General features: G+C 37.8%; 31 protein-coding genes and 1 pseudogene. 28 read left to right on the plus strand and 4 right to left on the minus strand.

The window, feature by feature from the left end:
* Nucleotides 1–161 precede the first annotated feature (161 nt).
* The 3 genes from ACQKL5_RS13670 (at nt 162) to ACQKL5_RS13680 (ending at nt 2,833) form a co-directional block, all read left to right on the plus strand.
* Nucleotides 162–1,016, plus strand: coding sequence for an alpha/beta fold hydrolase (locus ACQKL5_RS13670; protein ID WP_427609430.1), 855 nt, complete (start codon nt 162–164; stop codon nt 1,014–1,016).
* 276 nt (nt 1,017–1,292) lie between these two features.
* Entirely contained in the window at nt 1,293–1,766 is a 474-nt protein-coding gene (locus ACQKL5_RS13675) for a stress protein (protein ID WP_427609431.1), read from the plus strand.
* Nucleotides 1,767–2,275: 509 nt separating this feature from the next.
* Nucleotides 2,276–2,833, plus strand: a complete 558-nt coding sequence (locus ACQKL5_RS13680) for a hypothetical protein (RefSeq protein WP_427609432.1) — start codon at nt 2,276–2,278, stop codon at nt 2,831–2,833.
* A 127-nt stretch (nt 2,834–2,960) separates the two neighbouring features.
* On the opposite strand, the gene ACQKL5_RS13685 is transcribed toward ACQKL5_RS13680, so the two are convergent.
* Both ACQKL5_RS13685 and ACQKL5_RS13690 read right to left on the minus strand, forming a co-directional pair.
* On the minus strand, nt 2,961–3,554 hold the full coding sequence (locus tag ACQKL5_RS13685; RefSeq protein WP_427609433.1) for a GNAT family N-acetyltransferase: 594 nt from the start codon (nt 3,552–3,554) through the stop codon (nt 2,961–2,963).
* 118 nt (nt 3,555–3,672) lie between these two features.
* On the minus strand, nt 3,673–4,320 hold the full coding sequence (locus tag ACQKL5_RS13690) for a glycosyltransferase (RefSeq protein ID WP_427609501.1): 648 nt from the start codon (nt 4,318–4,320) through the stop codon (nt 3,673–3,675).
* Between the two features lie 158 nt (nt 4,321–4,478).
* On the opposite strand from ACQKL5_RS13690, the gene ACQKL5_RS13695 reads away from it, so the two are divergent.
* The 14 genes and pseudogenes from ACQKL5_RS13695 to ACQKL5_RS13760 all read left to right on the plus strand — a co-directional run bounded on the left by ACQKL5_RS13695 (nt 4,479) and on the right by ACQKL5_RS13760 (nt 14,314).
* Nucleotides 4,479–4,994 carry a DUF1572 family protein gene (locus ACQKL5_RS13695; RefSeq protein ID WP_427609434.1) on the plus strand — a complete coding sequence of 172 codons (516 nt, stop codon included), beginning with the start codon at nt 4,479–4,481 and terminating at the stop codon, nt 4,992–4,994.
* Nucleotides 4,995–5,399 (plus strand): PH domain-containing protein, encoded by a 405-nt coding sequence (locus tag ACQKL5_RS13700; RefSeq protein WP_427609435.1) that lies wholly within the window; start codon nt 4,995–4,997, stop codon nt 5,397–5,399.
* Nucleotides 5,400–5,437: 38 nt separating this feature from the next.
* Complete coding sequence (locus ACQKL5_RS13705) at nt 5,438–5,773, plus strand: VOC family protein (protein WP_427609436.1); 336 nt, start codon at nt 5,438–5,440, stop codon at nt 5,771–5,773.
* A 63-nt stretch (nt 5,774–5,836) separates the two neighbouring features.
* Nucleotides 5,837–6,328, plus strand: a pseudogene (locus tag ACQKL5_RS13710) (NUDIX hydrolase).
* 167 nt (nt 6,329–6,495) lie between these two features.
* Entirely contained in the window at nt 6,496–7,428 is a 933-nt protein-coding gene (locus ACQKL5_RS13715; protein ID WP_427609437.1) for an ABC transporter ATP-binding protein, read from the plus strand.
* Complete coding sequence (locus tag ACQKL5_RS13720) at nt 7,425–8,381, plus strand: ABC transporter permease (RefSeq protein WP_427609438.1); 957 nt, start codon at nt 7,425–7,427, stop codon at nt 8,379–8,381. The genes ACQKL5_RS13715 and ACQKL5_RS13720 overlap by 4 nt, the downstream gene beginning before the upstream one ends.
* Nucleotides 8,382–8,438: 57 nt before the next feature.
* Nucleotides 8,439–8,615, plus strand: a complete 177-nt coding sequence (locus ACQKL5_RS13725; RefSeq protein WP_427609439.1) for a hypothetical protein — start codon at nt 8,439–8,441, stop codon at nt 8,613–8,615.
* A 285-nt stretch (nt 8,616–8,900) separates the two neighbouring features.
* Nucleotides 8,901–9,527, plus strand: a complete 627-nt coding sequence (locus ACQKL5_RS13730; protein ID WP_427609440.1) for a hypothetical protein — start codon at nt 8,901–8,903, stop codon at nt 9,525–9,527.
* 284 nt (nt 9,528–9,811) lie between these two features.
* A complete protein-coding gene (locus tag ACQKL5_RS13735) occupies nt 9,812–10,771 on the plus strand; it encodes a VanZ family protein (RefSeq protein ID WP_427609441.1) in 960 nt (319 codons plus the stop codon).
* A 265-nt stretch (nt 10,772–11,036) separates the two neighbouring features.
* A complete protein-coding gene (locus tag ACQKL5_RS13740) occupies nt 11,037–11,333 on the plus strand; it encodes a DUF3784 domain-containing protein (protein WP_427609442.1) in 297 nt (98 codons plus the stop codon).
* A 437-nt stretch (nt 11,334–11,770) separates the two neighbouring features.
* Nucleotides 11,771–12,376 carry a hypothetical protein gene (locus tag ACQKL5_RS13745; RefSeq protein ID WP_427609443.1) on the plus strand — a complete coding sequence of 202 codons (606 nt, stop codon included), beginning with the start codon at nt 11,771–11,773 and terminating at the stop codon, nt 12,374–12,376.
* 315 nt (nt 12,377–12,691) lie between these two features.
* Nucleotides 12,692–13,015: an antibiotic biosynthesis monooxygenase gene (locus ACQKL5_RS13750; protein WP_427609444.1), complete on the plus strand. Its 324-nt coding sequence runs from the start codon at nt 12,692–12,694 to the stop codon at nt 13,013–13,015.
* Nucleotides 13,016–13,127: 112 nt separating this feature from the next.
* On the plus strand, nt 13,128–13,283 hold the full coding sequence (locus ACQKL5_RS13755; protein ID WP_427609445.1) for a hypothetical protein: 156 nt from the start codon (nt 13,128–13,130) through the stop codon (nt 13,281–13,283).
* A gap of 203 nt (nt 13,284–13,486) precedes the next feature.
* Nucleotides 13,487–14,314 carry an STAS domain-containing protein gene (locus ACQKL5_RS13760; RefSeq protein WP_427609446.1) on the plus strand — a complete coding sequence of 276 codons (828 nt, stop codon included), beginning with the start codon at nt 13,487–13,489 and terminating at the stop codon, nt 14,312–14,314.
* Between the two features lie 115 nt (nt 14,315–14,429).
* On the opposite strand, the gene ACQKL5_RS13765 is transcribed toward ACQKL5_RS13760, so the two are convergent.
* Complete coding sequence (locus ACQKL5_RS13765) at nt 14,430–14,954, minus strand: GNAT family N-acetyltransferase (RefSeq protein WP_427609502.1); 525 nt, start codon at nt 14,952–14,954, stop codon at nt 14,430–14,432.
* A 124-nt stretch (nt 14,955–15,078) separates the two neighbouring features.
* Between ACQKL5_RS13765 and ACQKL5_RS13770 the strand changes: the two genes are divergently transcribed.
* The 7 genes from ACQKL5_RS13770 to ACQKL5_RS13800 all read left to right on the plus strand — a co-directional run bounded on the left by ACQKL5_RS13770 (nt 15,079) and on the right by ACQKL5_RS13800 (nt 20,836).
* Complete coding sequence (locus tag ACQKL5_RS13770; RefSeq protein WP_427609447.1) at nt 15,079–15,228, plus strand: hypothetical protein; 150 nt, start codon at nt 15,079–15,081, stop codon at nt 15,226–15,228.
* Nucleotides 15,229–15,468: 240 nt separating this feature from the next.
* Nucleotides 15,469–16,113 (plus strand): FMN-dependent NADH-azoreductase, encoded by a 645-nt coding sequence (locus ACQKL5_RS13775; protein ID WP_427609448.1) that lies wholly within the window; start codon nt 15,469–15,471, stop codon nt 16,111–16,113.
* A gap of 403 nt (nt 16,114–16,516) precedes the next feature.
* Complete coding sequence (locus ACQKL5_RS13780) at nt 16,517–17,170, plus strand: GntR family transcriptional regulator (RefSeq protein ID WP_427609449.1); 654 nt, start codon at nt 16,517–16,519, stop codon at nt 17,168–17,170.
* A 100-nt stretch (nt 17,171–17,270) separates the two neighbouring features.
* Complete coding sequence (locus ACQKL5_RS13785) at nt 17,271–17,678, plus strand: CidA/LrgA family protein (protein WP_427609450.1); 408 nt, start codon at nt 17,271–17,273, stop codon at nt 17,676–17,678.
* Nucleotides 17,648–18,340 carry an LrgB family protein gene (locus ACQKL5_RS13790; protein ID WP_427609451.1) on the plus strand — a complete coding sequence of 231 codons (693 nt, stop codon included), beginning with the start codon at nt 17,648–17,650 and terminating at the stop codon, nt 18,338–18,340. Before ACQKL5_RS13785 ends, ACQKL5_RS13790 begins: the two co-directional genes overlap by 31 nt.
* 459 nt (nt 18,341–18,799) lie before the next feature.
* Nucleotides 18,800–19,342, plus strand: coding sequence for an N-acetyltransferase family protein (locus tag ACQKL5_RS13795; RefSeq protein ID WP_427609503.1), 543 nt, complete (start codon nt 18,800–18,802; stop codon nt 19,340–19,342).
* Between the two features lie 225 nt (nt 19,343–19,567).
* The gene (locus ACQKL5_RS13800; RefSeq protein ID WP_427609452.1) at nt 19,568–20,836 is read left to right on the plus strand and encodes an L-lactate MFS transporter; all 1,269 of its coding nucleotides are present in this window, start codon (nt 19,568–19,570) and stop codon (nt 20,834–20,836) included.
* Between the two features lie 139 nt (nt 20,837–20,975).
* Here ACQKL5_RS13800 and ACQKL5_RS13805 read toward each other — a convergent pair whose 3' ends face one another.
* Nucleotides 20,976–21,791, minus strand: a complete 816-nt coding sequence (locus tag ACQKL5_RS13805) for a MerR family transcriptional regulator (protein ID WP_427609453.1) — start codon at nt 21,789–21,791, stop codon at nt 20,976–20,978.
* 155 nt (nt 21,792–21,946) lie between these two features.
* On the opposite strand from ACQKL5_RS13805, the gene pssA reads away from it, so the two are divergent.
* From pssA to ACQKL5_RS13825, 4 genes are read left to right on the plus strand one after another with little or no spacing between them, the layout of a single operon-like run.
* Nucleotides 21,947–22,498, plus strand: coding sequence for a CDP-diacylglycerol--serine O-phosphatidyltransferase (gene pssA / locus ACQKL5_RS13810; protein ID WP_427609454.1), 552 nt, complete (start codon nt 21,947–21,949; stop codon nt 22,496–22,498).
* Nucleotides 22,473–22,946 (plus strand): DedA family protein, encoded by a 474-nt coding sequence (locus ACQKL5_RS13815; RefSeq protein ID WP_427609455.1) that lies wholly within the window; start codon nt 22,473–22,475, stop codon nt 22,944–22,946. The genes pssA and ACQKL5_RS13815 overlap by 26 nt, the downstream gene beginning before the upstream one ends.
* Before the next feature lie 26 nt (nt 22,947–22,972).
* Nucleotides 22,973–23,533 (plus strand): GNAT family N-acetyltransferase, encoded by a 561-nt coding sequence (locus ACQKL5_RS13820; RefSeq protein WP_427609456.1) that lies wholly within the window; start codon nt 22,973–22,975, stop codon nt 23,531–23,533.
* Nucleotides 23,533–25,251 (plus strand): ABC transporter ATP-binding protein, encoded by a 1,719-nt coding sequence (locus ACQKL5_RS13825; RefSeq protein WP_427609457.1) that lies wholly within the window; start codon nt 23,533–23,535, stop codon nt 25,249–25,251. The genes ACQKL5_RS13820 and ACQKL5_RS13825 overlap by 1 nt, the downstream gene beginning before the upstream one ends.
* The last annotated feature ends 303 nt before the right edge of the window (nt 25,252–25,554 follow it).

Consider the following 25,554-nt stretch of genomic DNA (forward strand, 5'->3'; position numbering starts at 1 on the left):
CCCCCCCTAAAAAAAAGTATTTTGCAAAATATAGTTGTTGACAATATTTAGGAAAGAAGATAAGATAATCCTATAATAAATGTTTTGCAAAATATAATTTTGCAAAACATAATTTAAGGAAATAAAGTTTAATAAAAAATCGAAAGTGGGAGGAATTGAAAATGAGTAAACTTACAGTAGGAATCGAAAATGGTGCACCAATCGAGCTTCACATGGAGGATGTAGGATCTGGAAAACCGGTCGTATTAATTCATGGGTGGCCACTAAGCGGAAGATCTTGGGAAAAACAAGTGCCTGTATTAGTCGAGGCAGGTTACCGTGTTATCACGTATGATCGTCGTGGATTCGGTCAATCTTCACAGCCATGGAATGGGTATGAATATGACACATTTGCAGCAGACTTAAATAAAGTTTTAGAGCATTTGGATCTTCATGATGTAACATTAGTAGGCTTCTCAATGGGTGGTGGCGAGGTTTCTCGTTACATTGGAACTTACGGAACAGAGCGTGTATCTAGAGCTGTATTGGCAGGGGCTGTACCTCCTTACCTTTACAAAACTGAGGATAATCCAGATGGTGGATTTGATGATGAAACAATCAAAGGATTACAAGAGGGAGTAAAGGCAGATCGAATTGCATTCTTAGATAATTTTACAACTAATTTCTTCGCTTCTGGGGATAGAACAGATCTAGTAAGTGAAGAATTCCGATTATACAATCGTGACATTGCAGCATTTGCTTCAACAAAGGGAACGCATGATTGTATCGCAGCATTCAGTAAAACAGATTTCCGAGCAGATTTAGATAAATTTAACGTACCTACACTAGTTATTCACGGTGATGCAGATGCCATCGTCCCATTAGAAATTAGTGGGCAAAAAGCACATGAACGTATTCCTAATAGTCGTCTTGTAGTAATTAAAGGGGGCCCACATGGATTTAATGTGACGCATGCTGAGGAGTTCAATGCAGAACTTCTTCAATTCTTGAAATCTACTGAATCAGTTTCTTTATAGGTTCATTACGACTGGAACAAAGTCTTAAAAGTGGGGATTAACTTCCCACTTTTAAGACTTATTTGCTTATGTTTAATCGAGATACAGTTTGACCTCTGATTATATAAAATTGAATGTAGAAGTCCCAAACAGTCTATCAGGCTTAGGATAGGAGGGGTGACATTCTTCTGAATAATAGCACATAATATTTTTTATTTTAAAAAATATTCAGAATAATGTTTATTTTTGTAGAATTACGGTAATAAGAGAGTATAGACAACTAAAGGAGGAGATCAAATGAAAAGCGCAAAACAAGTTGTTGTAAGTTCTGCATTGGGATTATCTATGTTAGCGATGCCATTGGCTCTACCGACTTTTGGAGGGTCTACTGGAATAACAGAAGCAGCAGAAGCGGCAGAGGTTGGTGGAGAAATAACTATTGATCCTGTTGCTATTGGACAAGCCATCGCTGATGCTAAGAAAACGGCTGACAATCGAAGCGGCTTTGTCAAGGGTGCAATGGAAAAAACGTTCTTTGAAGCAGGTCAGTCATATAATGTAATGGTGATGAACTTGAGTCAAGGATACAATTCAAACGGCTTACAAGGTATACAATACTTCGATACGGTAGATTACGATGGTGTTACATTCGGAGTCTGGGTATTTGAAAATGGAACATTTGTTAACGAAGGCGATGGAGGATATATTAACTGGGCGTTTAGAGGATGGTTTGATCGTGACGGCAATACGGTCAATTTCCATAGCCCTTAATTAAAAATAGAAATGAAAACAAATGAAAACAATTAGATGTAGGAGTAAAAACCAATAATCAAGAGAATAAGAGATGGTTGGCGTTAGTTCCAAGCAATTGAGTTTGTTGTTGTGCCCCAGCAGACATAGCCTAGGGGCATGAACAGCCGATTGATCGTGAACAGTTCAGTGAAAAAATTTTAAAAAAACACACGTTATCGATTACATTAATTGTAATCGTACGTGTGTTTTTTATTTAAACTAGATAAAGGACGATTATGTTATTCCATTAAAGGCACAGTTCTCGAATTAGTAAGACGCAGTTTTCTTAAGTATAGAAGCAATATCATATTATAGTTGAACTTTCATTAAGATTCTTTTTTTTGAAAAATGAATCATTTTTTTACTAAAACCCTAAATAAAGAATAAAAAATGCAATTGAAAAATATACTTATTTATTAATGAAGAAGAAACTTGGTGAATAACAAAACAAATAAAAAATTAATTCCTTATATAAGGCGGGTGAATACGTGAAAAAAAAGTATGAGCCTAGATATTTTTTTCTAGTAATTGGCCTCTTAATAGCAGTTATATCACCAATATTTTTATTAATTTTTCCTCAAGCAATAGCAGATGCATTTCATTATAAAACAGATATTTGGCAAGTCTATGTACCAGGAGTAAGTTTTGTTGGATACGGCATTGGTTTAACTTTCTTAGTATTCGCTGCTCTGCTTCTCTTTTTTTTAGATATTAAAAAAGTTTCTATAATTCTATCTATTTTTTTTGTTGGACTAAGTTTAACTTTCTTTTATTTAGGTTCTCAATCTTATAAATCCTTATCAGAAGATTCAATATCATATTCTACTCTATTATCTCTGAAAGAGTATTCTTATTCATGGGATGATGTGAAAAAGATTAATTATTATAAAGGAAATGATGATGAATTTTCGAAATATGTATTCTTTTTTAGTGATGGGAATAGTTTGAGTTTAAGTGAAAACGGATATATTAAAAAACTAAAATTTATGATAATTATTAAAACCGAAGATCTGAATATCAAAATGGAGAATTTTGAAAAGGGTTAATTTGTTCATTTAGACTACCGGAGATATCCTAATGCTTAAGCATACATGAATGAGCTTGGAGATACCCAAGCTCATTTATGTAGCACTTGCTTTTGAAGGGGAGGTGTATTCCCATATAGATTACTGCTTATATATGATTTGCCTTTTCAATCCTGGATTTATGAAGGGAGGCGAACTCTTCTTTCAGGATGGAGTACATGTTGAGATCTTGATGTTTCCCTTTTACGAACATCATGTTTCTCATGGTTCCTTCAAAGGACATGCCTATTTTCTCCATTACGCGTGATGACCCTATATTGTCTACAAAACATCTGGCTTGAATCCGAACGACATCCATTCGGTCGAAGCCGAATGCAATCACTTCATTGGCGGCTTCTGTCATGATGCCTTTCCCCCAATAGTCTTGGGAAAGTACATATCCGATTTCAGCTACACGATGCCCTCCGTGGTGAGAGACAAAGTCAATGGTACCGATAATCTTTCCGTTTTCTTTATACTGAATTCCCCACGGAGCGATGTGTTTATTCTCGTATTGGGTGAAAGCAAATTTAATAAACTCTTTAGTATCTTCTAGTGTTTTATGGGTTTCCCACGTGACGTATTTCGTGACTTCTTCAATAGAACTATAAGCATGTATATCCTCAACATCATCCCACGTTACTTTTCTCAAAATTAGTCGTTCCGTTTCTAATGTAGGGAAATTTTCGAATGGTTTTTCCATATAACACCTCTTTCGTTGTTAGTAATTTCCATTATATAAAAACATACAGAAAAAAAGTAGCATTCTTTTATAGAAGAACGCTACTTCATTGCTAGATTTTGTCCAAGATAGGTATTACTTAAAACTTCTTGGGAAACTGCTTGATAATTCCTTTGGTTAAAACATCCGCCAGCTTAATGATATGGTCTTCCCCTTTATCAAATGCGATAATTTCAGCCTCTGTATCCTTTTTAAGTCGGGCACTTACTTGGTCCGTCAACAATTGCAGATGTGTATATAACAGGTCCTTCAATTCTTCCTGGCTCCAGTTCGGATTGGCTTTACTGAGAAAAAGGGCGATATCATCCGCGTTTTTATACCATTCCGCATTGTATTTCTTGTAGGTAGCTTGGTTTCCGCTTTTTGCTGCCTCGACCACTTTTCCAGCAAGTTGAATGTGCTCCCTTAGCAGTTGTGCCAGTTTGTTACCGGCATCTTCCCCATAAAAGGGTTTAATGGCATTTCCGATATCATCTTGGTTTTTTAATAACCGGGTTAATACTTTTTCTTGGTCATCCAGATCTGAGATGGCACTTACAATATAGCTTTTGGTCCAGATGGTATGATCAATCCAGAGTTTCCGAAACGCACTTTGCAGTTGGACAGACGCTTCATCCATACATGGTCTTGGTGGATCGGATTTTCCTTTCGCCTCCGGATGCAGGGGTGAAAAAAGTAAGGTGAATGACATAAACAATAGTGCTGCCTTCAGAATTAGGTTTCTAATAAAAAACATCTCCTTTATTTATAATGAAATACTGAGTTATTATTTGATGCCTTTCCAATTTTTACTCCTAGATCCATTCGGCCTTGAAAAAACTTGTCTGTGGTGGAGAGAAGGAAATGTCCTCTTAATAGAGAAATAAATACAAAGGGGATGATACGATGGCAAACGATATTTCTTCTGAATATATAAGGGTGTTTAAAATGCGGTTTAAGGATATGAAACATACGGCAGATAAGGCGATGGGGCAGCTTAGTGAGGACATGCTATTTTGGTCTCCGAATGGGCAATCCGAATGCATTGCCAGCATCGTGAAGCATATGAGTGAGAATATGGTGTCTCGGTGGACGGACTTTTTACATACGGATGGGGAGAAAAAGTCCAGGAATCGAGATTCAGAAATCGAGCCTGTCATTACTAGCCGTAAAGAGTTAGTCGAGGTTTGGGAAAAGGGATGGAACGTGCTCCTTTATTCACTGCATGCCATAAAGAAGGAACATCTGCTTCGAGAAATATTGATTAGAAAAGAAGCCCAGACCCTGATTGAAGCCCTTGAAAGGCAAATGTATCACTATTCGTATCATATCGGACAAATCGTCTATATAGCCAACCTGCTGAAGGGGGAAGCTTGGAATGGTTTGTTTGAGCATTCTATAACGAGTAAAAGGAGCATTTAAATGAAATTTCAATCGAAGAAAGACTGGTGGACCTATCCTGTTTTCTTAGGGATCGTCATCGCAGTCTTCATCCCGTTGTTCATGGATCAAGATCTTACAAGCCTCTATATAGGCGTACCGGTTGCCGGTTTAATACTGTGGATATGGTTTACGACCTATTATGTAATCGAGAATAATAGCTTGGTTGTCCGGTCGGCGTTCATCCATAAAACCATTCCGGTGTATGAAATCAAATCGATAAAAAGAACCTTTAATCCCCTATCATCTCCAGCACTTTCACTCGACCGGTTAGAGATTATATATGGGACTGGCAAAATGGTGCTTATATCCCCGGATAATCGTGATAAATTCCTTGATGAATTAGAAAAATTAAACCAATCGATTGTCATCGTCAGGAAGAAATAAAGGGCGTAGTGAATAAAAAATGTGTGGGAGGCGAGAAGATGAAATTAGCTTTTTTGTGCCATCCAGTCAAATATTTAAAAGGTTCTGTCCGCTATTATCGTGAGGTATTGGGTTTTGAAGAAGCTTGGCAAGAAGGGGATCATACGGTTGCGTTGAAACTGCCGGGTAGCGATGTACAGTTGATGCTTGAAGATGACGGGGATGGGTTTCCTCCCGGTGGTGTCTTTATCGTGGACAGTGTTGACCGATATTATGAAGAAAACAGCACATTGGAGTTTGTGAAGGACCTTGTGATATCCCACCAGGAAGGTTCGCCATCTTTCAAGACAAATCAGGGAACCCGATTCGCATTATCGATAAAAGCAAGGAATTGAAGGTGTAAGGGGCCCTAGCAAAATCATATTGTTAGACAGAGCTGCTATATTGGAGAGGGAAAAATGACTACTACTTTTGTGAATTGGGGAGAATCAAGAGTTAAGTTGACTTGGAAAAAAAATGATCTGCTTCCCCCATTAAATTTAATCACAAGTGTACACGGATTTTGTTTTCATGAGGATAAAATATTACTGGTGGATTTAAACCATAGAGGATAAGATATTCCAGGAGGACACATTGAACCTGGGGAAACTCCAGAGGTTTGCTTTAAACGGGAAGCACTGGAAGAGGGCTATGTTGATGGAGAATGTAAGTTGTTAGGACACATAATCGTTGACCATAGTGAAAATGCATTTTGGACAGAAAGTAGTCCATATCCTAAAACTGGATTTCAAGTATTCTTCAAAATGAATATAACTAAACTGTTCCCATTCGAAGGTAAATACGAATCTGCTCGACGCATGTTTGTAAATCCTAACGATGTTGGCACGTATTATCATAACTGGCACATTCTTTATCAAGAAATATTGAATGGCGCTATACTAAAGCATTAGGCCTTCTCTGATCAGGAAGGTCTTTTTATTCTTTATAACAAAGCCAATAATAAAATAGAATCATACACTGACAGGCTTATGAACCTAATCATCTGGAAAAAAAGTGGATATTATGATACGTTTATACCTGTGGACTTATAGGTCAATAAAAAAAAGGTAGGTATATTATGTCAGAAACCATTCTTAAGGTCCAATCCTTAAAGAAAAAAATTGGGAAGAGCGTCATTGTAGATGATGTGAGCTTCGAGATTAAAAGCAAGGAAATATTCGGTTTGCTTGGTCCGAATGGAGCGGGGAAAACCACGATCATCCGGATGATTACCGGTCTGATTAATCGTTCGGGCGGCAGTGTGATGATTAATGGATATGACCTTGATAAAGATTTTGAAAGTGCTATGACCCAACTTGGCGCGATTGTCGAAAATCCAGAATTCTATAAATATATGACTGGTAGAAAAAACATCATGCATTATGCGCAAATGTCCAAGCATAAGATTTCCCCTGAGCGGATTGAAGAAGTGATCAAAATTGTAAAATTAGAAGAGGCGATTGATAAAAAGGTTAAAACATATTCTTTGGGCATGCGTCAGCGTCTGGGTGTCGCACAGGCTATCTTACATAAACCAGCTTTATTGATCTTTGATGAACCAACGAATGGATTAGATCCACAAGGGATACGTGAATTCCGTGATCACTTGAAGATGTTGGCGAGTGAAGGTGTGGGCGTTTTAATATCTTCGCATCTCCTCTCAGAAATGCAATTGATGTGTGACACATTTGCCATTATTGAAAAGGGAAAACTCATACATACGGAAGAAAAAAGAACAGAAGAAAAACAAGAGGATATTCATGAAGTGGCCTTTACGGTTAGCGACGGGGAGCGGGCAAAAACGATTCTGCTAGAAAAGTTTCCTAGTCTTCAGGTGATCAAGCATAGTGCGGATGCCATTTCTGTATCGGCGACACGGAAACAGACTGCCAGTATAAATAGTAGTTTCATAAAGAATGAGCTAGATGTATATGAAATCGTGATTACTAGAAAATCACTTGAAGATAAGTTCTTTGAAATAACTGAGCAGGGAATGAGGGAAACGGTATGAGGTCCTTGATAAGAAATGAATGGATGAAAATTTTTCAAAAGAAATCGAGCTATGTGTTTATAGGTTTCCTTTTATTAATGGTAATTGGTTCGGCGTTTATTGAATATAAAATGAATCCAGTCGATAAAGATGCAGACTGGAAGCAAGATGTGCGTGCAGATATAAAAGAGCAGGAAAAACAAATGAAAAGTCCGGAATTTGATGACGATGACAAGGAATTCTTCAAGGAACGAATGGAAGTCAACGAACAACTTCTCAAGGAAAACATAAACCCAGATCTTCAAACCAGCTGGACGTATATGTCGGAATGGACGACATCCATTACTTCCTTCATTACTTTATTTGTCGTCATTGTTTGTAGTTCCTTGGTGTCTTCCGAGTTTTCGGATGGAACAATTAAGCAGTTGTTGATTAGGCCGTATAAACGTTGGAAGATCCTGCTTTCCAAATACATCACTTCCCTATTATTTGCGGCATTATTACTGGTGATTCTACTCGTATTCAGTTATCTAATCGGTCTTTTATTCTTTGGAAGTGGTTCCTATTCAGATAAAATCACGGATCCTACTTCTCTTGGATTCGCTCCTGTTTTAGTTGGCAAATATGTTGTGAATATGATGGTCTATTGGATTCCAGGATTCTTGGTAATCACATCCATCGCTTTCATGTTAAGCACATTGTTCAAAAGCCAAGCACTTGCAGTGGGAATTTCCATCTTCATTTTATTTGCTTCTTCTACTTTGACTGCAATCATTCAATCATTTATAGACAAAAATGAGTGGTTAAAGTTTGTCCTGTTCCCACATCTTGATTTAAGAGGATATATCTCTGAAACGGTGAACATGTTCGAAGGGGCATCCCTAGGTTTTTCCATAGGTGTGCTAGCCGTCTATTACTTACTATTCCTAGCGCTAACCTTCTTCTTCTTTCAAAAAAAGGATATTACGAACTAATAGAAAAAAACCGAAATCCTCTGGGGTTTCGGTTTTTTAGAAACCCGGGGTGATCGAATGCTACAGAAGATATTGTCTTCCATTTTCATGATAGGAATAGCCATTATATTGACCTTTTTTATGGATGAAATCATCCCGATTGTAACGATTTGGGTGATAAATGGTTTATTGATATTCTTCTTGTTTTTAGAAAAAGAAGAGGTTGATGATCGTTTATCCTCAGGAAAAAAGTAAAACCATTCGTTCACCTGAACGGTTTTTACTCATTAATAGACAACAAAAATAGTGATGAAAAAACTTTTATTCATAGGTTCTCCTTTTCAAAAATTGAATTTCATTGAATTTTGAGGTATTTCCTGAAATATGTTGTTATTGCAACTTAATAGATTTTTTAAAGAATAAACATTATTCCTTTTTTAGTTTTATAGTACTAATAAGGATATTTTGTTGAAAACACAGGATTAATATAGAGAAATGTCGAAATAGTAAATATTATTTATGAAAAAGGAGATGCGACTTGTGTCTGATTTGAAGGCTGAAACGACTAAAATCTTAGAGCTTGAAAAACTAAATATTGTTGATGAAAATGGGACCATTAGAATGTCTTTATTTAACAACGAAAACATTCCTCCAGCATTTATGGATGGTATAGACATTCTTCCCGGCCATAGACAAAACGATCCGATAGCAGGATTAATGTTCTACAACAAAGAAGGGGATGAGTGTGGAGGGTTAATATATGGGAACGATATTGATGAGAATGGAAAAGTAACTGCAGGAGCTTCACTCACTTTTGATCAATATAAACAAGATCAAGTTGTACAAATGAAGTATTCAGAAGATGAATATGGATTCTATCTTTTTGATAGACCAAACACACCACTCTCACAGGTTCTAAAAAAAGAACAAGAAATAAAGAACTCTAAATTAGATCCCAACGTGGAAGAAAATGAATTAAACGAGCTATGGAAAGGGAATGTACAAAGAGGCTATATGGGGAAAAGCCCAAATGGTGAAGTAGCAGTGAAATTAATGGATAGTAAAGGAAATGACAGAATACGTATGGTAGTCGACTCTTTCGATATACCAAGAATGGAATTTTTAGATGGTGAAGGGAATGTTATTTATAAACTTCCTCCAGAATGAACTAAAAACAGGCGCTCTGAACGTTTTAGCGTACTCATGGACCCGCCTGGAAGTAATTCACGATATTACATGTCGCGGATTTTTTGCGTTTTGCCCTCTTTAACACGCAGGATGTGGTTTTGTTTGCTTTTTAAGGCGAGGGTCTACCATAATAACCTACTACTCTATGGGAAATTGAAAATAACTCAACAATGGAGGTAAGAAAAGAATAATAATAATATAGAATTTGTGCATCGTTTATAGTAAAATCATACAAAAATGTATAATTAATATAAGGGGTCATTATGGATATAAAATTAAGGAAACGCATCTTAGTTGGAACTATTATTTATACCCTTTTAGTTTTCTATTTTCTCTATCTTGCATTTGGTCGATTAGAACATTTTTCATTATCTAGTAGAAATGGTTACACATTTATTTTCGTTCCAGAAGGAGGTCCACTTTCTTTCCCTAGACTAGATTTTGGTTGGATATACAGTTTCGGAAATATTGCTACGTTTATCCCTTATGGAATCCTGATTCCTCTGTTGTATCGTGTGAGTTTCAGGAAATTCATTTCTTTGTTTGTCTTGTCTATCCTCTTTCTTGAAACAATCCAGGCTTTAACCCATTTGGGTAGTTTTGACTTAGAAGATGTGTTTGTAAATACACTAGGCGCTGCAATTGGATTTATCGCTTATAAAGTTGGATTTTCTTCAAAATTATCTCTTAAAAAGCTTATTGCTTCTGCCCTTTCTATTGTTGTTCTTCTAGTTGGCGTCATCATGATCTCGGAAACGGTTGATTATGTTGTGGCGAAAAGGGAAAGTCCGATTCAAGCCTTACACGATGTGAAGGAATTGAATGGAATCATGCCTATGACTGAAAATCTCCCAAGTTTCACGGTAGGAGGGGAGAACATAACACCCAAACTGAACGTGTATACCAGTGAAGATGGCAAAACCAAATCATACACGTATAACTTGGAAAACAAGAAAGATGTAACGCTCTATGCTTATTTTGGTATTCCAGACTCTGGTGATGCCAAGGGGAAAGTGTCGATAGAGGTAGATGGAAATGTAATAATTCACCCAGATGAAACATGGAGTAAAGAGGCATTTGAAATAAATGAGCCATTGTTTAAGGTGTTCAGTCCTGATCCGAACGAGCTATATATTAATGTAAATGAAATGACGATTACTGTTTCTGGGAACGCGAAACTATGGGACGTTAGGTTCAGTGAACAGAAGCATTGGTGGGAGTAAAGAAAAACAAACAAGCAAACAATGAAGTCATGATATCACTAAAGGCTGTCGAGAAGGTCTCGAGAGCCTTCTTTTATGCTCTAATCACTAAATTTACGATTGGCTCCTCAATTGGAAGGAAGTCTGTCTACTTTCTTTTATTTGTAAATCGTTCATTATTGGGAAGTAATTCTTAAAATTACGATAATCATTCATATCCTAATAAAAAAACACCCTTTATATATGGTAATATATGTATATAAAATGGATTAGGGAGGTTTTTTATATGGATTCTGCGTATATTTGGAGCATGGTCATTGGACTAATCATCGTTATTTCTGGATGTTTGATTTGGTTTAAAAAAATGCTTTTTTTAATCGCTGGTTACAATGAATCCAGCTTTTTCGGTAATAAAGATAAATTAGCAAAAAGAGCAGGAATTATCATTATATTACTAGGCATAGTAACTATACTTTTTCCATATTTTCAAAATTCATTAGGAGATACTGCCGAAGTAATATATCCTTCAATCATTATTATAGGTGTGGTATTACTGATATTTTTTGTGAAACGTAATCGATGATTGAAATTGAATTGGTTGAAGAAGGCTTATTTTTTTCAACGATCTACTCTGAACGGTGTTTTTGAGTGGTTATAAATGGAATGTGACCATAGTACAGTGGTGGCTTTTTAGATAAAGGAATACGTAAAATGGTAATATGGCAAGCTGACCATACCCCTTTAGACATTATCGTTTTAAATAACAAAGGAAAACCAGAAAGACCTAGGTTAACAATCATTTTAGACGATTATAGCTGAGCAGTCGCTGGGTATTACTTCTTATGCGGTATCCCAGAAAAACATTTCTACAAGATTTACCCGTTAATTCCGAAGATTATAATGAGCCATTGAAGTTTAAAAAATATACAAATGAAATGAAAGATTCAATTGGTAATTTGAATAATGGGGAAAATACGTGATTAACGGTCGCCATTAAAAAACGAACTTGGGGGTATTGCGGTGGCAAATTTAAAAAACAAGATGCCTGACTTTGTCGCCTATATGTTCTTGGGTATTGTGCTTGGTATAGCGTCCAAGTATTTAGATAACATTGGCGTTGTAGATAATAATTGGTGGATGAATATCCTTCAATACTTTGGTCAATTATTTTCAAGATTGGGTATTTGGGTATTGATTGCAACATTTATAGCAGCAAATAGTAAAACTCTAATCAGGGCAGGCGTTAATACGTTCATTTTCTTTATAGGAATGCTAGTAAGCTATTATATGTATTCGGCATATTTATTTGGGTTTTTCCCAACAAGATATTTTATATTTTGGGGCTGTGTAGCATTAGCTTCTCCTTTTTTTGCGGCTATTGTATGGTGGTCTAGAAATAGCTGGCGTTCAGCCTTTATCTTACCAGCGTTACCTATGGGATTAATGTTAAGTCTTTCATTAGGAATGGGTATGTTTTATATGTACTTGAACCATATTGAAGAATTAATTATGTTTGTTGTTTTATGCGTAGTTTTTTACAAGAAACCTAAACAAATCGTGATATCTGTTGTCTTTTCATTTGTTCTTGCCTTTATTTTCAAACAAATAAGTCCATTTCACTTTTGAATTTAATCTGACTTGTTGTGGGTCTTAAAAAGTACATTTAGAAATCGGACGCTATATCGAAGTAATAATTAAAGTCCAATTTCTGAATTTTCATGTTGAGAGATTGGCCTTTTTTTTTATGTGTTTTTAGCCCAAAAAAGTACTTTAAATACGTGCAAAATAATTGGACAAAAAAAGAGTAAGAGTAAGGAATTGTGTCGAGATTTCGGGAATCCCTTGAAAACATGGAAAACTCAAAGAGACATTTCTTTGACAATGAGAATCATTATTGATTAAATGGATTGTATAGAAAGAAATGGATGGGAGATAAGCGTGATGTTTGTTCAAATGAAAAAGACCGTGGTTACAGAAGGCCATGCAGATCAAGTTGTACAAAGATTCAGTAGAGAAGGTTTGATTGAAAAGCAAGAAGGATTCGTTGACCTAAGTGTATTGGTCAAAAAGGTGCGCCGTGGCGATGAGGAAGTGGTCATTATGATTCGCTGGGAATCAGAGGCATACTGGAAGCAGTGGGAGAAGAGTGAAGCCCATATTGCTGGACATAAAGCCAATCTTGGCAAGCCAAAGCCCGATTATGTAGTGAGTTCAGAAGGCGGATTATACGAAGTGAAAGCTGTTAAGGCAGCACCGATATCATAAAAAAGAGTCAGTTAGCCTTCCATTGAGGAGGTTTTTTTATGTGCGGATGAAAGGTGTTCCATGTATAATCCTTCCAGGATAAGACAACCTATATCATGGAGGTGATTATCACATGGATCAATCAAACTTGAAAAAAGATGAGAAGCAAAAACGTGAGGATAATTTAGTCGGCGGGCCGGACTATACGACAGAACAGCTTTTGAACGGGATGAATGGCATTTCGGAAATCTACCGGAATGAAAATGAAGAAGAAGAAATATCTGATTAATAATGAAAGATAAGCATAGCTGAAAAGTTATGCTTATCTTTTTTATGTCGTCATTCTAACGACAATGATGAATTTCTCGTCATCCTTTGATTTACTCATCTATTCAGTGCTTTTTGATGGCCTAATTCTTCTCTAATGCAGGACATTTATCCTGTCGTAGAGAATCTTAAAAGTACGGATGTGTTGATAAAGGAGTGAACATGATGAGTTTTTCCACTAATGAAGAAGACAAAATAATTGAGTTTCTCCTAAATAAAAAGGAAGAGTTTGAATATCGAATATTGGAAGAGGCCGTCAATGTCAGGGAGAAGATTGAGGAAATCCTACTGATAGGTAATGTCGATCTTCTGAATAATGCTCATAAGCTGGTTCAGTTCATTGTGGAACAAAATGAGGAAGCCATCATAGCATTTGCTGAACAAGAGGGAGAAGCATGGGCAACTCACTCCTTGACACTTTCATTCAAATTGGAATGGGTTCAAGCGATTCGCAGGACGCTTTGGAAATTCCTGTATGAATACGAACAAATACAAGAAGCATGTAACGATGTGAAAGTGTTTTTCGATTTAGAGAGGAAAGTGAATGAGCAGGTCGACCAATTTCTTAAAGCCTTCTTTATTAGTTATTCGGATTATAAGGACCGGTTGATCCTATCGCAACAGAATTTGGTGGAGAATTTATCTGTTCCCATCATTCCGATTACCCCGTCCATTTGCATCCTGCCTTTAATCGGGGAGATGGATGATTCACGCATGGATATCATCGAGGAAAAAGTATTGATAGAAATAGGTAGACTCCGGATTCAAACCTTGATCTTGGATTTATCGGGAATCATCGATACGGAGATTACGGTCCTTAGAAAGTTAATGAATATTTTAGATGGGACGGCCATGATGGGTTGCAAAGCGGTCATTACTGGCCTACGACCTGAAATCGTCACGAAAATGGTAAGAGCTGGCGTTTGCTTTGAGAATAAAGCAGAAACGAAAGGAACGCTGCAAAAGGCCCTTCAAGATTATCTAAACGTTTGATCGCCTACAATGAAGTCATCCAGGATGACTTTATTTTTTTTATTTCTCTATAGAATACTACAAAAAAGAGACTGTCCATTATGTGGCAGTCTCTTCATTTACTCTTCATTCTCTGTTACTTGATCAGAGAGTACATATACGTATCATGCGGGACCCCATTTTGATACATATATTTTCTAAGGATCCCCTCCTCGGCAAATCCAGATTTTTTTAATAATGCACTGGATGGTTCATTTTCTACGAACACAACCGCACCAATTCTGGAAAGATCGAGATCATCGAAACCGAAGGCCGTTACCCTTTGGACCGCCTCCGTCATATACCCTTTATGCCAGTGATCCGGGTGAATCTCATAGCCAATCTCCGCTCTTTTATTTTTGGGCATATAAGCATGAAAGCCAATCGTTCCAATCAGTCCAGGTGTTCCCTTTCTTTCGATTCCCCAGCGTATGGCCCGTTTTTCCCTATAATTCTGGGCGAAGCTTTCGATAATGCCTCTCGCCTGTTCTAAACTTTCGAATGAATCCTGTCCATAAAACCGTGTAAGCTCATCATTTGAAAAGCAACGGAAGATTTCTTCGCTATCACTTTCGACAATTTCCCTTAAAATTAGCCTGTCTGTCTCGAGTACCGGAAACATTTGTATCATCCTCCAACCATTTTTATATCCATTCGACATTGAATGGGGGATTCCTGCCATGTACATGTTTTCCTCTTCCAAGGACAAACTATGCTTATCCTTTTTGTAAAAGGGGGGAATTAGCATGGGTAAAAAACACCGCAATCGCATCAGTTCACCAAAGAAGAACAACCATATTCCAGAAGAAGCCATCATTGCCGAACATGAGGCACATGGTAAAGAATATTCTGCCGAAAGACGTAAAAGAAGCAACCCGGGTCCGAGTCAGGATTAGAGCAAGAGCCGCTGTGCCAAACAGGCAGAGCGGTTTCATTTGGTTGAATCAATGGATGTGGTGATTGACAGAAATGGACCATTTAACAAGTAAGTATTATTCTATTTAGATTAAAAGTATAAAATATAAATCGCTTATTATTGACAGAACACAGTAAATGGTCCAAAATATAATTATCTTGATATAAAGATATATTATTTCCATATAATTAAATATAGGATAATTGAGGAGAATATATAAATGAATGTATTAGTAGTGAAAGCAAACAACCGTCCAGCAACAGAAGGAATTTCAAGCAAAATGTACGAAACCTTTATGGCTTCCTTAGAAGGTAAAGACGTAAATGTAACAACGTATGATGTGTATGAAGAAGATACGCCATACTTCGGTCAAGAACTATTCAACGCTTTTGGTAAAGTTCAAACTGGCGGAGAATTAACTGATGTTGAATCACGCCTATTGGCTGCCAAACAAAAAGCAATGGACGCAATTACAGCTGCAGATGTAGTGGTATTCGCATTCCCATTATGGAATTTAACGATCCCAGCTAAATTGCATACGTTCATCGATTATGTCTTTGCGGCAGGATTTGCATTTAAATATGATGCAGAAGGAAACATGGTTCAATTAATGACAGACAAGAAAGCAATTTTCCTAAACGCTCGTGGCGGCATTTATTCAACACCGGAAGCTGCTCCGATGGAAATGGCTGTAAATTATATGCGTAATGTATTTGGTGGCATTTTTGGCATGAAAATTGTCGACGAAGTTATCATCGAAGGTCACAATGCAATGCCTGATAAAGCACAAGAAATCATTGCTACAGGTTTAGAAGAAGTAAAAGCTTCTGCACAACGTTTAGTGGAATTAGCTACTAAAGCATAATCCATAAAAAAAGGCATTTGAGCGTTGACTCAAATGTCTTTTTCATTCCTTTTTTTACTTTAAGCCTGGTGGTAGTAACGCTAACAATGACTTCATCACTGTTAGTTGGAATAATTAGATGGATAAAAGCCTGTATAAGACGTGCAGGCATGGGCTAAAGCGCAACGGACATGTATTAAGAAATGTCAGCAATTAAGCTCAACCGTCCATGGTTCTTTTATGAAGAAGCGCCCCCCACCCCATGATTTACTACGCTTTATCAAAATGTTGTCTAAAAACGAAACAAATGATATACTTTTTTTATTGGCATCTGGTATACCAGATGCCAGATTTCTTTTATATTAACCATACTGATAATTTCTTATAATTATCTAACGACTATTTTGATAAAGGGTGAAATTGAATGAGTTTCTTAAAGGCAGAACAGCCCCAATTATTTAAAGAACATGCATATAAAGAAATTAAGAATGGAATCATTCAACAAAAAGTCGAGCCTGGATCCATGTTATATGAACGTTCACTTAGTGAAAGCCTTGGAATTAGCCGCACCCCTTTAAAATTAGCTTTGCAACAGCTAGAACTAGAAGGGTGGATTCAATCTTTACCAAGAAAAGGAATTTTGGTCAAAACCATTAATAGACACGATGTTGATGAAGTCTTTCAGTTGCGAAAGGCTAACGAAGTATTGATCATTGAACTACTGCTTCCTCTTCTCGATAACGAAATGATCTCTAAGATTGAGCAGATGGATCAACAACTATCCCACCTTATGGAAGATCCTATAAAGTTTGTGTACCATGATACTTCCTTTCACTTGTTCCTAGCGGAGTTAAGCCAAAATAATCGGCTCTATCAATTAATCGAAAACCTCATTGACCATTTTAATTGGTATGGAATCGCTGCATTACAGCAAGGATTAAGCTTAGATAAGGTATATAACGAACATACATTAATTATTGAGGGGTTAAAAGCAAGGAATTTACGCCAAACAACGGATGCTGTTTTGAGCCATCTTGATAACACATATAACACCATAATAGAAAATCTTAAGGAGTAAAAAGAAAATCCGAAAAGGTGAGAATCATCAGCCTATATATGATGATATTCATTATTTAAATGAAAGAAGGGAAGTTGCTCCTAAAAAGGACAACACAATCATGAAGAAAATTCTCAATATCCTTTTTCAAATATGCATTTTGTACATGTTTTCTTACATCGGAACCGTTATTCACAACCTATTTCACTTAGTTATTCCGGGGAGTATAGTAGCCCTCCTATTACTTTTCACTTGTTTATGCTTAAAAATAGTGCCAGTAAAGTTTATAGAGAATGGGGCAGGTTTTCTGTTAAGCACACTCATATTATTCTTTATTCCTTCGACAGTTGGCATCATGAACTATCCTTCCTTACTTTCGATCCAAGGTGCATTGCTCGTTGCAGCCGTTCTATTAAGCACGATTATTTCTATTGCAATAGCAGGAACGGTAAGTCAATTTTTTGAGAAAAAAGCACAAGAAAGAAAGGGTGATAAAGAATGCAGCACGTTCTCTTCGCATTCTTCATGATTTTATTAACTGTCGTCGCTTATTCTTTAATGACGCTATTATATAAACGGTATTCTTATTCTTTTTTAATTCCCATTTTAACGGCAACTATTTTGATTATCCTTATCCTTTTATTGTTTCATATTCCATACAAAAGCTATATGGCTGGTGGTCAATGGATTAATTCCCTTTTAGGTCCATCCGTTGCAGCACTTGCTTACCCTTTGTATAAACAGCGTTATTTTTTATTAAATCACTTCTTCACCATATTGGGTGGAGTATTGGTCAGTGCCATTTCTGGAATGGTCACGGTTGGCCTCCTTGCTAAGATACTTGGCATAAATCATACATTAATCCTTTCCATTATTCCTAAATCCCTTACTACGCCCGTTGCCATAGAAGTAGCTAGAGGATTGGAGGGGAATGCTTCCATGACAATTGTAAGCTGTTTGATTGCAGGAATCTTTGGTGTAATAGTAGCTCCTACTATCTTTAAATATTTGCGCGTGCAAAGCCCAATTGGTAGAGGTATCGCCCTCGGTAGTGCCTCACATTCCATGGGAACTTCTAAAGCTGCCGAATACAGTGAACTGACCTTTTCAATGAGTTCTGTTACGATGACATTGTGTGCAATCCTTGGCTCCTTTTTAGGACCGATTGTCGCGTGGCTATTTCACATTTGAGAATCCATTAACGAATAAAGACTAGTTTACTTATACCTGCAAGAATTCGATTGCCATCATTAAGCGCCCTCTCCTCTTGCTCAAGAAGGCATCGGTTTGAGTGCCGTGACGAAGTTATCAACGAAGGTCACAATGCAATGCCTGATAAAGCGCAAGAAATCATTGCTACAGGTTTAGAAGAAAAAAACGTTTAGTGGAATTAGCTGCTAAAGCATAATCCGGAAAAAAAGGCATTTGAATATTGACTCAAATGCCTTTTTTTGTGGTAGCAAACCTTTAAGGGCAATTTATCTATAAGAAGACAAATGGTTGAATTTATTACCAAGTGAAGTGATAATCGTAATTAAAGGGCGATACCATCATGTTGCATTAAGATATTTCAGCGCGTTGATTCTTTCAATGCACTTTTCTATTGCTCTCGTACCAAGTAAATGAAGTAAAGAATGGATGTGAATGATCATGTTGGTGGATTCCCACGAGTTTCATGTTAGAAATTTGTCTTATCATGTAAGATCAGCAATGGAAATGGATGCGAAAAGCTTGTCCGAAGTTAGGGTACAGGTAGATGGTGAAACAGAGAATTTAGATAGGGAAAAAGGGGAAGCCTACCTTGATGAATTGGGTTTTAGACAACTTATCAAAAACGATGCAGAACATAATACTAGCCTATTTTTAGTTGCTGAAATCAATAACAAAATTGTAGGCTTTTCAAGATGTGAAGGTAACAATTTGAACAGAACCTCTCATAAAGTAGAATTCGGAGTTTGTGTATTAAAGAAATATTGGGGATACGGCATAGGACAAAACTTATTAAAAAAATCCCTTCAGTGGGCAGATTCGAATGGTATTAGGAAGGTCGTTTTATATGTCCTGGAAACGAATCATACGGCTATAAAACTGTATGAAAAATATGGTTTTGAAGTGGAAGGCATCTTAAAAAAGGACAAGCTTTTATCTGACGGGAACTTCTATAATACCTTAGTGATGGGAAGGTTCCTTTGATAAGAAGAGGAGTTTTATGGATAGGTTTCCCTTGATCAATATCCATTCTTCAAGATAAAGAGTTTGGAGCCTTGTGAGTTAATAATTTGAATTGTCTAATAAATAACTGTGTGTTACTATTTTTGTAGATGATTTACATAAATTAACATCTATTGTTTTTGTTAATTATCATCTGTTCATTTGTATATATCAGTTACGTTCACTCGTAAGGAAGGATGTTGGGGGATGGGGAAGAAGACAAAGAATAGGTGGCTGATTGCGCTCTCGGCCGTGGGGATTCACCTGTCAATCGGTTCGGTGTATGCATGGAGTGTATTCACAAAGCCACTTGCCAGTGAATTCGGTTGGGATTTGACGGACATCAGCTTAACCTTCAGTATTGCAATTCTGTTTCTTGGGCTGTCGGCTGCTTTTCTTGGCCATTTTGTTGAAAAATATGGACCTAGAAAAGCAGGAATCTTGTCAGCGATTTTTTTTGGTTTAGGCATTTCGGGTGCCGGTGTAGCGATTAGTATGGAGTCTTTGCCACTGCTTTATCTTTCATATGGTGTTTTCGGTGGTATCGGGCTTGGTGTGGGATATATTGCTCCGGTATCCACTTTGGTGAAATGGTTTCCAGATCGAAGGGGTCTAGCGACTGGTCTAGCCATCATGGGTTTTGGATTCGCGGCACTGATCAACTCGCCAATCATTCAAGGATTGATTGGTTCGGTTGGAATCGCTAATACGTTTTTTATACTTGGAAGCGCTTACTTCGTTATTATGATTGCTTCCTCTCTTTACTTAGCACCTCCGGAGAAAGGGTGGCTCCCTGCTGGGTATAAAGAGAAAATCAAAACAGGCAAGGTGAAGGCGCTACAGGACCTTTCACAACTGAGGGCTAACGAAGCGGTAAAGACGAAACGCTTTTATTATCTGTGGCTCATGTTGTTCATTAATATAACTTGTGGGATTGCCATCATTTCAGCGGCATCTCCTCTTGCTCAGGAAAGCATTGGTTTGAGTGCCGTTGCAGCCGCGGCATTAGTAGGAGTGCTTGGTGCCTTTAATGGTCTCGGGCGGATTGGCTGGGCTTCCGTATCGGATTTTATCGGTCGGCCGAATACGTATACGATATTTTTCACCATACAAGTCATTGCCTTCCCACTTTTGATCATTACGGATAACCCCGTAATTTATCAAATTTTACTAGCCATCATCTATACGTGTTATGGGGGAGGATTTGCTTCCATTCCGGCTTATATCGGCGATTTATTTGGCACAAAACAACTAGGTGCCATCCATGGTTATATCTTGACGGCGTGGGCGGCCGCAGGATTAGCGGGTCCCATGTTCGCTTCATGGATTAGAGAAACGACAGGGAGCTATTCCCAAAGCTTAATCGTTTTCACAGGTTTTTTCGCTGTTGCCTTGATTATTTCCTTATTGATTCGTTTGGATATAAACCGATTGAAAAAAATTCAAATGAATAATAACCAGGATATCAGTGTTTGATTTTTATATATAGATGATATACCCACGCACTCGCTGATTTTTTTCATCAGCGTTTTTTTTATGGATTGTTTTTGAAAAATAAAAACGCCTATCCATCAAGATAGACGTTACGTATAACAATTTTCGAGAGGTGAAGAGCTCATGCCAATCGCTTCACTTTCGCACTAACTTTTGTAATATAATCTTTTTCTTCTTTAGCTACAATGGAATGCAGTAAATATTCCTCGTAAATGTCACCGTCAAGTTCGAGCTGTTCTTTTTCTAAATAAGTGAGTAACGTTGCAAACGTCTGCGAAAGTTCATCATAAGGTCCTTGGTGATAAATAATTGCATAGTCTCCTGCTGGTTTAATTTTCGCTGACGGATCGTCTAGGCGACAAAATAGGTAGCTTTCCCTCTCAGTTTCCTCCTTTGAAAAATCTTCTTTTGAATACACAATCCCATAGGCGGCTGTACTTTTAACGCCGAGCTTTTTGAAAAATGTGGTAGATTGTTCGTACAAATCTTCCATTGAGATTGACCAATCCATTTTCTCTTCGCTATACACAACAGGTTCAGCTGCTAACGGCTTTATCAAGACTTCTCCAATTGAAATCTCCTTCATCTCCTTCGTCAGAGCGACCGTTTGCTCAAGGAAAAATTGTATATCCTGCAATTTTAGAACTTCCCTTGCTACTTTTTCTTGCTGTTCCATTGCTAGTTGTTGCAATGATTGGATATTAGGCGCATCAAAATACGTTTTGAGTTCTTTAATAGGCAGCTCAACGGCACGGAGCGATTGAATGGCTACAAATTGATCGAACTGATCAAATGTGTAGTAGCGATAGCCGTTATCAAAGGTGCCAGCTGGTTTAAATAAATCGATTTTATCGTAATACAGGAGCGTATCCTTATTTACTTCGAGTAATTTGGCAAATTCGCCAGTGGAAAATGTTTTTTCTGCTGTTTTTTTCATTACGTTTCACTTCTTTCTTTACTCTAGAGTTACTCCATACCTTACACTGTTTATTGTGAACATAACACGAAAACATACAACAGACAAGTCAGATAAATGTTTTCATTGGATGACTTATTTTATAGAAATGTAGAAGGAAAAAAGGAGCAAGAAGAATGCCACAGCTGTTATTACCAACGATGCTGACACTTTGTAACTTCGCCTGTGGCGTACTAGCGATATACGCCGTTTTTGAACAGAAATTTGGTATTGCGATTGTCTGTATTAGTTTAGGCTTGCTATTTGATTTATTCGATGGGTGGACAGCACGAAGATTAAATGCTGTTTCCTCATTTGGAAAAGAGTTAGATTCACTTTCAGATAGTGTGACATTCGGGGTTGCACCAGCGATCTTAGCATACCAACTCGTTTTAATACAGCTTGGGAAAATTGGTTTAGGGGTTGCTCTGCTTTATAGCATCGGTGCCGTGCTTCGCTTAGCTCGATTTAATGCGATGCAAAGTAATTTACCGACGTTTGTCGGACTACCTGTTCCAGTAGCAGCCATTGGGTTATTTTTAAGTACATCGTTTATGTCACCGTGGGTATTAGCGGTAAGCACGTGTTTTCTTGCTTGGTTAATGGTGAGCCATCTGAAATTTCCTCACTTTAAGAAAATAAATATAGATAAGGAGGAAATTCATGACGCTCGTAAATCAGTTAATTGAAAACTATGGGTATGCAGCAATCTTCATTATGCTTGCTCTAGGACTATTTAGCCTACCGATTCCCGATGAATTGATGGTATTACTTGTCGGTTATTTTACGAAAATCGGCATGTTACATTATAGCTTTTCTCTAATAGTGGTGTTTAGTGGCTCGCTTATGGGTATGTTGGTGAGCTACGTACTTGGTAAAAGGATTGGCCGTCCGTTGCTGGATTGGCTAGGGAAATGGTTTCGGCTATCCCGGAAATGGAATGGTAAGGTGGAGCATTGGCTTGATAAATACGGGGCTCCTGCCATCATTGTGAGCTATTTTGTGCCTGGTATGCGACACGTTGCCGGCTATTTTTGTGGGATGTCGTATATGCCTCTAAAAAAGTACATGCTATATGCAGGGGCAAGTGCTGTCCTATGGAGTCTACTATTTTTAACAATCGGGCGCATTTTTTAATTTAAGATAGAAAGGGTTTTATATAAATGACAAAACAAGAACAAATTACATTAGTACCTGTTTCGCAGGAAGAGCTAACAATAGTTAAAGCAGAATTACAAGAGGCGTTCATGAAAGGGTTACAAGATAGTTTCTTAGAGGAGGAAGATCCAACAGAAATGGGGCCACTCCCGTCTGATGAGGATATTGAGCATTCGCTTACTGCAAAAGAGTCGATCGTGCGCCAACTCGTACAAAACGGCGAAAGAGTAGGTGGGGTAGTGTTAAAAATTAATAAAGAGACGCAGCGTAATGAAGTGGACTTCCTCTATACGAAGGCAAGTGCTCACGGAAAAGGAATCGGCACAAAGGCGTGGGAAGCGATAGAAGCGGCGTTCCCTGAGACGAAGGTTTGGGAGTTGCACACACCATATTTTGAAAAGCGTAATATTCATTTTTACGTCAATAAATGTGGCTTCAAAATTGTTGAGTTTTATCACCAAGGTAATCCCGGCCCGAATATCGGAGTGGAAGAGCCTGAATCAGATGAAGAATATGAATTTTTCCGCTTTGAAAAAGTCATGTTTATAGAAAGTAGTGACGTATAATGCAAGGAAAAGTGTCGCAGCTTTGGACGCTGATGAATCGCAGTCAAATTGCGAAGCGACAGTTAGTCTTTCTACTTTTTATTAGCTTAATAGAGGTCGCAGCAGGACTTGTTGTGCCACTTATGACAATGAAGCTAATAAATCAAATTTCAGGAGCCGGCTTCGCGGTGACTTCGCTTTTACCGGTCATTGGGATTTTGATTACTCAAGCAATTTTCAGTGCCATTGCTTTTTATATGATGCGTCGCTTAGGTGAACAAGTTGTCGCAAATTTACGGACAGAAGTGTGGGAGCATATGCTTCATTTACGCTTGTCGTATTACGATGCCCATGAATCAGGCGAAACGATGAGTCGTATTACACAAGATACAAATGTCGTGAAGGAATTTGTGACAGAGCAGTTCGTGTCGTTTGTGTCAGGACTGTTCGCAATACTTGGTGCGGTTGTCATTTTACTATGGATTGATTGGAAAATGACGCTACTTTTGCTCATTGCCGTACCACTGACAATTTTTGTGACGTATCCGTTAGGTGAAAAAATGTACGGACTCTCGAAAGCAAATCAAGATGAGCTTGCACATTTCGGCGGACGTTTAGGCCGTATTTTATCGAACATTCGCCTTGTGAAAGCTTCTCAAACAGAGCAGCAAGAGTTAACTGGTGGAAGAGATCAAATACAACAATTATATAAGTTTGGACTAAAAGAAGCGAAAATAGTCGCAGTCCTTACACCACTCATGACATTACTAATGATGGTCGTACTCATTGCGATTTTTGGATACGGAGGCACACAGGTTGCTTCAGGTGCCATTACTTCGGGTGAACTCGTGGCCATTATGATTTATTTAGTACAAATAATTATGCCGTTTACGCAAATGGCGACGTTCTTTACCGATTTACAAAAAACACTTGGTGCGACAGAGCGTATTGAAGAAGCACTCAATGAGAAACGTGAAGTACAAGATGGGAAACAGGTACCTGCCACACCACAACCTATCCATTTCCAAAACGTATCGTTCAAATATAATGAAAAGTACGTATTAAATGGCATGACATTTACATTAGAACCGAATGAGACGGCTGCCTTTGTCAGCCAAAGTGGCGGTGGGAAAACGACGATATTTTCACTAATTGAGCGTTTTTATGACGTTACATCGGGTGCAATCTTGTACGGCGACCATAACATTGAGCAATTTAACTTAACGCAATGGCGTGGGCTATTTGGCTATGTCAGTCAAAATGCACCGTTACTAAATGGAACGATTCGTGACAACGTCATCTACGGTACGAATGGAGCAAGCGAACAAGAGGTACTTGCCGCATTACAAGCAGCCTATGCCTATGATTTTGTCATGCAACTGGACAAACGCCTCGATACAGAGGTTGGGGAAGGAGGTATTAAGCTTTCAGGTGGACAAAAACAGCGTATTGCGATTGCTCGTGCGATTTTAAGAAATCCGAAAATCTTATTACTTGATGAGGCGACATCGAACTTAGATAACGAATCAGAGCGCGAAGTGCAGCTTGCCCTTCAAACGTTAACGAAAAATCGGATGACGATCATCATCGCCCATCGATTATCCACGATTACAAGTGCAGATCAAATCCTTGTCTTTGAAGAAGGACGACTGTCAGGTCAAGGCACACATGAAGCCTTACAAAAAAAACATCCGTATTATCAACAGCTTTGGCGTAATGGTCGTTTGACTGAAGAGTAAAACATTATAATGACTAATAAAATGGGAGTGGGATAGAACTAAATTCCACTCCTTAAATTTTGATGATTGCAAATCGATCAGCCTCTAAATAACAATAAACGACCTATTTATTTCACTGGCTAAAAACCTCTTGTTCTAGTCTCTTCTTCTAACTCCCTCTAAGATTTTTCACAGAATATTATCTTGCATCCTTCAATGAAATTTAAGAAAGGTTATCAAAAAACTAGTAAAGGTAGGACAAGGTTGAATTACTCTTTTCAACGAGAATCTACTCATTAGGATTTTACTTATGGGACTTTAAGT

Source organism: Peribacillus sp. NPDC097675 (genome assembly GCF_050277655.1).
Taxonomy (GTDB): domain Bacteria; phylum Bacillota; class Bacilli; order Bacillales; family DSM-1321; genus Peribacillus.

Excerpts from the sequence above, each read along its gene's own strand:
- ACQKL5_RS13670 (WP_427609430.1), top strand. The coding sequence starts at position 162 with ATGAGTAAACTTACAGTAGGAATCGAAAATGGTGCACCAATCGAGCTT.
- ACQKL5_RS13780 (WP_427609449.1), top strand. The coding sequence starts at position 16,517 with ATGAGTTTCTTAAAGGCAGAACAGCCCCAATTATTTAAAGAACATGCA.
- ACQKL5_RS13700 (WP_427609435.1), top strand. The coding sequence starts at position 4,995 with ATGAAATTTCAATCGAAGAAAGACTGGTGGACCTATCCTGTTTTCTTA.
- ACQKL5_RS13795 (WP_427609503.1), top strand. The coding sequence starts at position 18,800 with ATGTTGGTGGATTCCCACGAGTTTCATGTTAGAAATTTGTCTTATCAT.
- ACQKL5_RS13740 (WP_427609442.1), top strand. The coding sequence starts at position 11,037 with ATGGATTCTGCGTATATTTGGAGCATGGTCATTGGACTAATCATCGTT.
- ACQKL5_RS13720 (WP_427609438.1), top strand. The coding sequence starts at position 7,425 with ATGAGGTCCTTGATAAGAAATGAATGGATGAAAATTTTTCAAAAGAAA.
- ACQKL5_RS13800 (WP_427609452.1), top strand. The coding sequence starts at position 19,568 with ATGGGGAAGAAGACAAAGAATAGGTGGCTGATTGCGCTCTCGGCCGTG.
- ACQKL5_RS13695 (WP_427609434.1), top strand. The coding sequence starts at position 4,479 with ATGGCAAACGATATTTCTTCTGAATATATAAGGGTGTTTAAAATGCGG.
- ACQKL5_RS13715 (WP_427609437.1), top strand. The coding sequence starts at position 6,496 with ATGTCAGAAACCATTCTTAAGGTCCAATCCTTAAAGAAAAAAATTGGG.
- ACQKL5_RS13750 (WP_427609444.1), top strand. The coding sequence starts at position 12,692 with ATGTTTGTTCAAATGAAAAAGACCGTGGTTACAGAAGGCCATGCAGAT.
- ACQKL5_RS13725 (WP_427609439.1), top strand. The coding sequence starts at position 8,439 with ATGCTACAGAAGATATTGTCTTCCATTTTCATGATAGGAATAGCCATT.
- ACQKL5_RS13755 (WP_427609445.1), top strand. The coding sequence starts at position 13,128 with ATGGATCAATCAAACTTGAAAAAAGATGAGAAGCAAAAACGTGAGGAT.
- ACQKL5_RS13775 (WP_427609448.1), top strand. The coding sequence starts at position 15,469 with ATGAATGTATTAGTAGTGAAAGCAAACAACCGTCCAGCAACAGAAGGA.
- ACQKL5_RS13825 (WP_427609457.1), top strand. The coding sequence starts at position 23,533 with ATGCAAGGAAAAGTGTCGCAGCTTTGGACGCTGATGAATCGCAGTCAA.
- ACQKL5_RS13675 (WP_427609431.1), top strand. The coding sequence starts at position 1,293 with ATGAAAAGCGCAAAACAAGTTGTTGTAAGTTCTGCATTGGGATTATCT.
- ACQKL5_RS13805 (WP_427609453.1), bottom strand. The coding sequence starts at position 21,791 with ATGAAAAAAACAGCAGAAAAAACATTTTCCACTGGCGAATTTGCCAAA.
- ACQKL5_RS13760 (WP_427609446.1), top strand. The coding sequence starts at position 13,487 with ATGAGTTTTTCCACTAATGAAGAAGACAAAATAATTGAGTTTCTCCTA.
- ACQKL5_RS13705 (WP_427609436.1), top strand. The coding sequence starts at position 5,438 with ATGAAATTAGCTTTTTTGTGCCATCCAGTCAAATATTTAAAAGGTTCT.
- ACQKL5_RS13790 (WP_427609451.1), top strand. The coding sequence starts at position 17,648 with ATGCAGCACGTTCTCTTCGCATTCTTCATGATTTTATTAACTGTCGTC.
- pssA (WP_427609454.1), top strand. The coding sequence starts at position 21,947 with ATGCCACAGCTGTTATTACCAACGATGCTGACACTTTGTAACTTCGCC.
- ACQKL5_RS13770 (WP_427609447.1), top strand. The coding sequence starts at position 15,079 with ATGGGTAAAAAACACCGCAATCGCATCAGTTCACCAAAGAAGAACAAC.
- ACQKL5_RS13765 (WP_427609502.1), bottom strand. The coding sequence starts at position 14,954 with ATGTTTCCGGTACTCGAGACAGACAGGCTAATTTTAAGGGAAATTGTC.
- ACQKL5_RS13815 (WP_427609455.1), top strand. The coding sequence starts at position 22,473 with ATGACGCTCGTAAATCAGTTAATTGAAAACTATGGGTATGCAGCAATC.
- ACQKL5_RS13820 (WP_427609456.1), top strand. The coding sequence starts at position 22,973 with ATGACAAAACAAGAACAAATTACATTAGTACCTGTTTCGCAGGAAGAG.
- ACQKL5_RS13785 (WP_427609450.1), top strand. The coding sequence starts at position 17,271 with ATGAAGAAAATTCTCAATATCCTTTTTCAAATATGCATTTTGTACATG.
- ACQKL5_RS13735 (WP_427609441.1), top strand. The coding sequence starts at position 9,812 with ATGGATATAAAATTAAGGAAACGCATCTTAGTTGGAACTATTATTTAT.
- ACQKL5_RS13685 (WP_427609433.1), bottom strand. The coding sequence starts at position 3,554 with ATGGAAAAACCATTCGAAAATTTCCCTACATTAGAAACGGAACGACTA.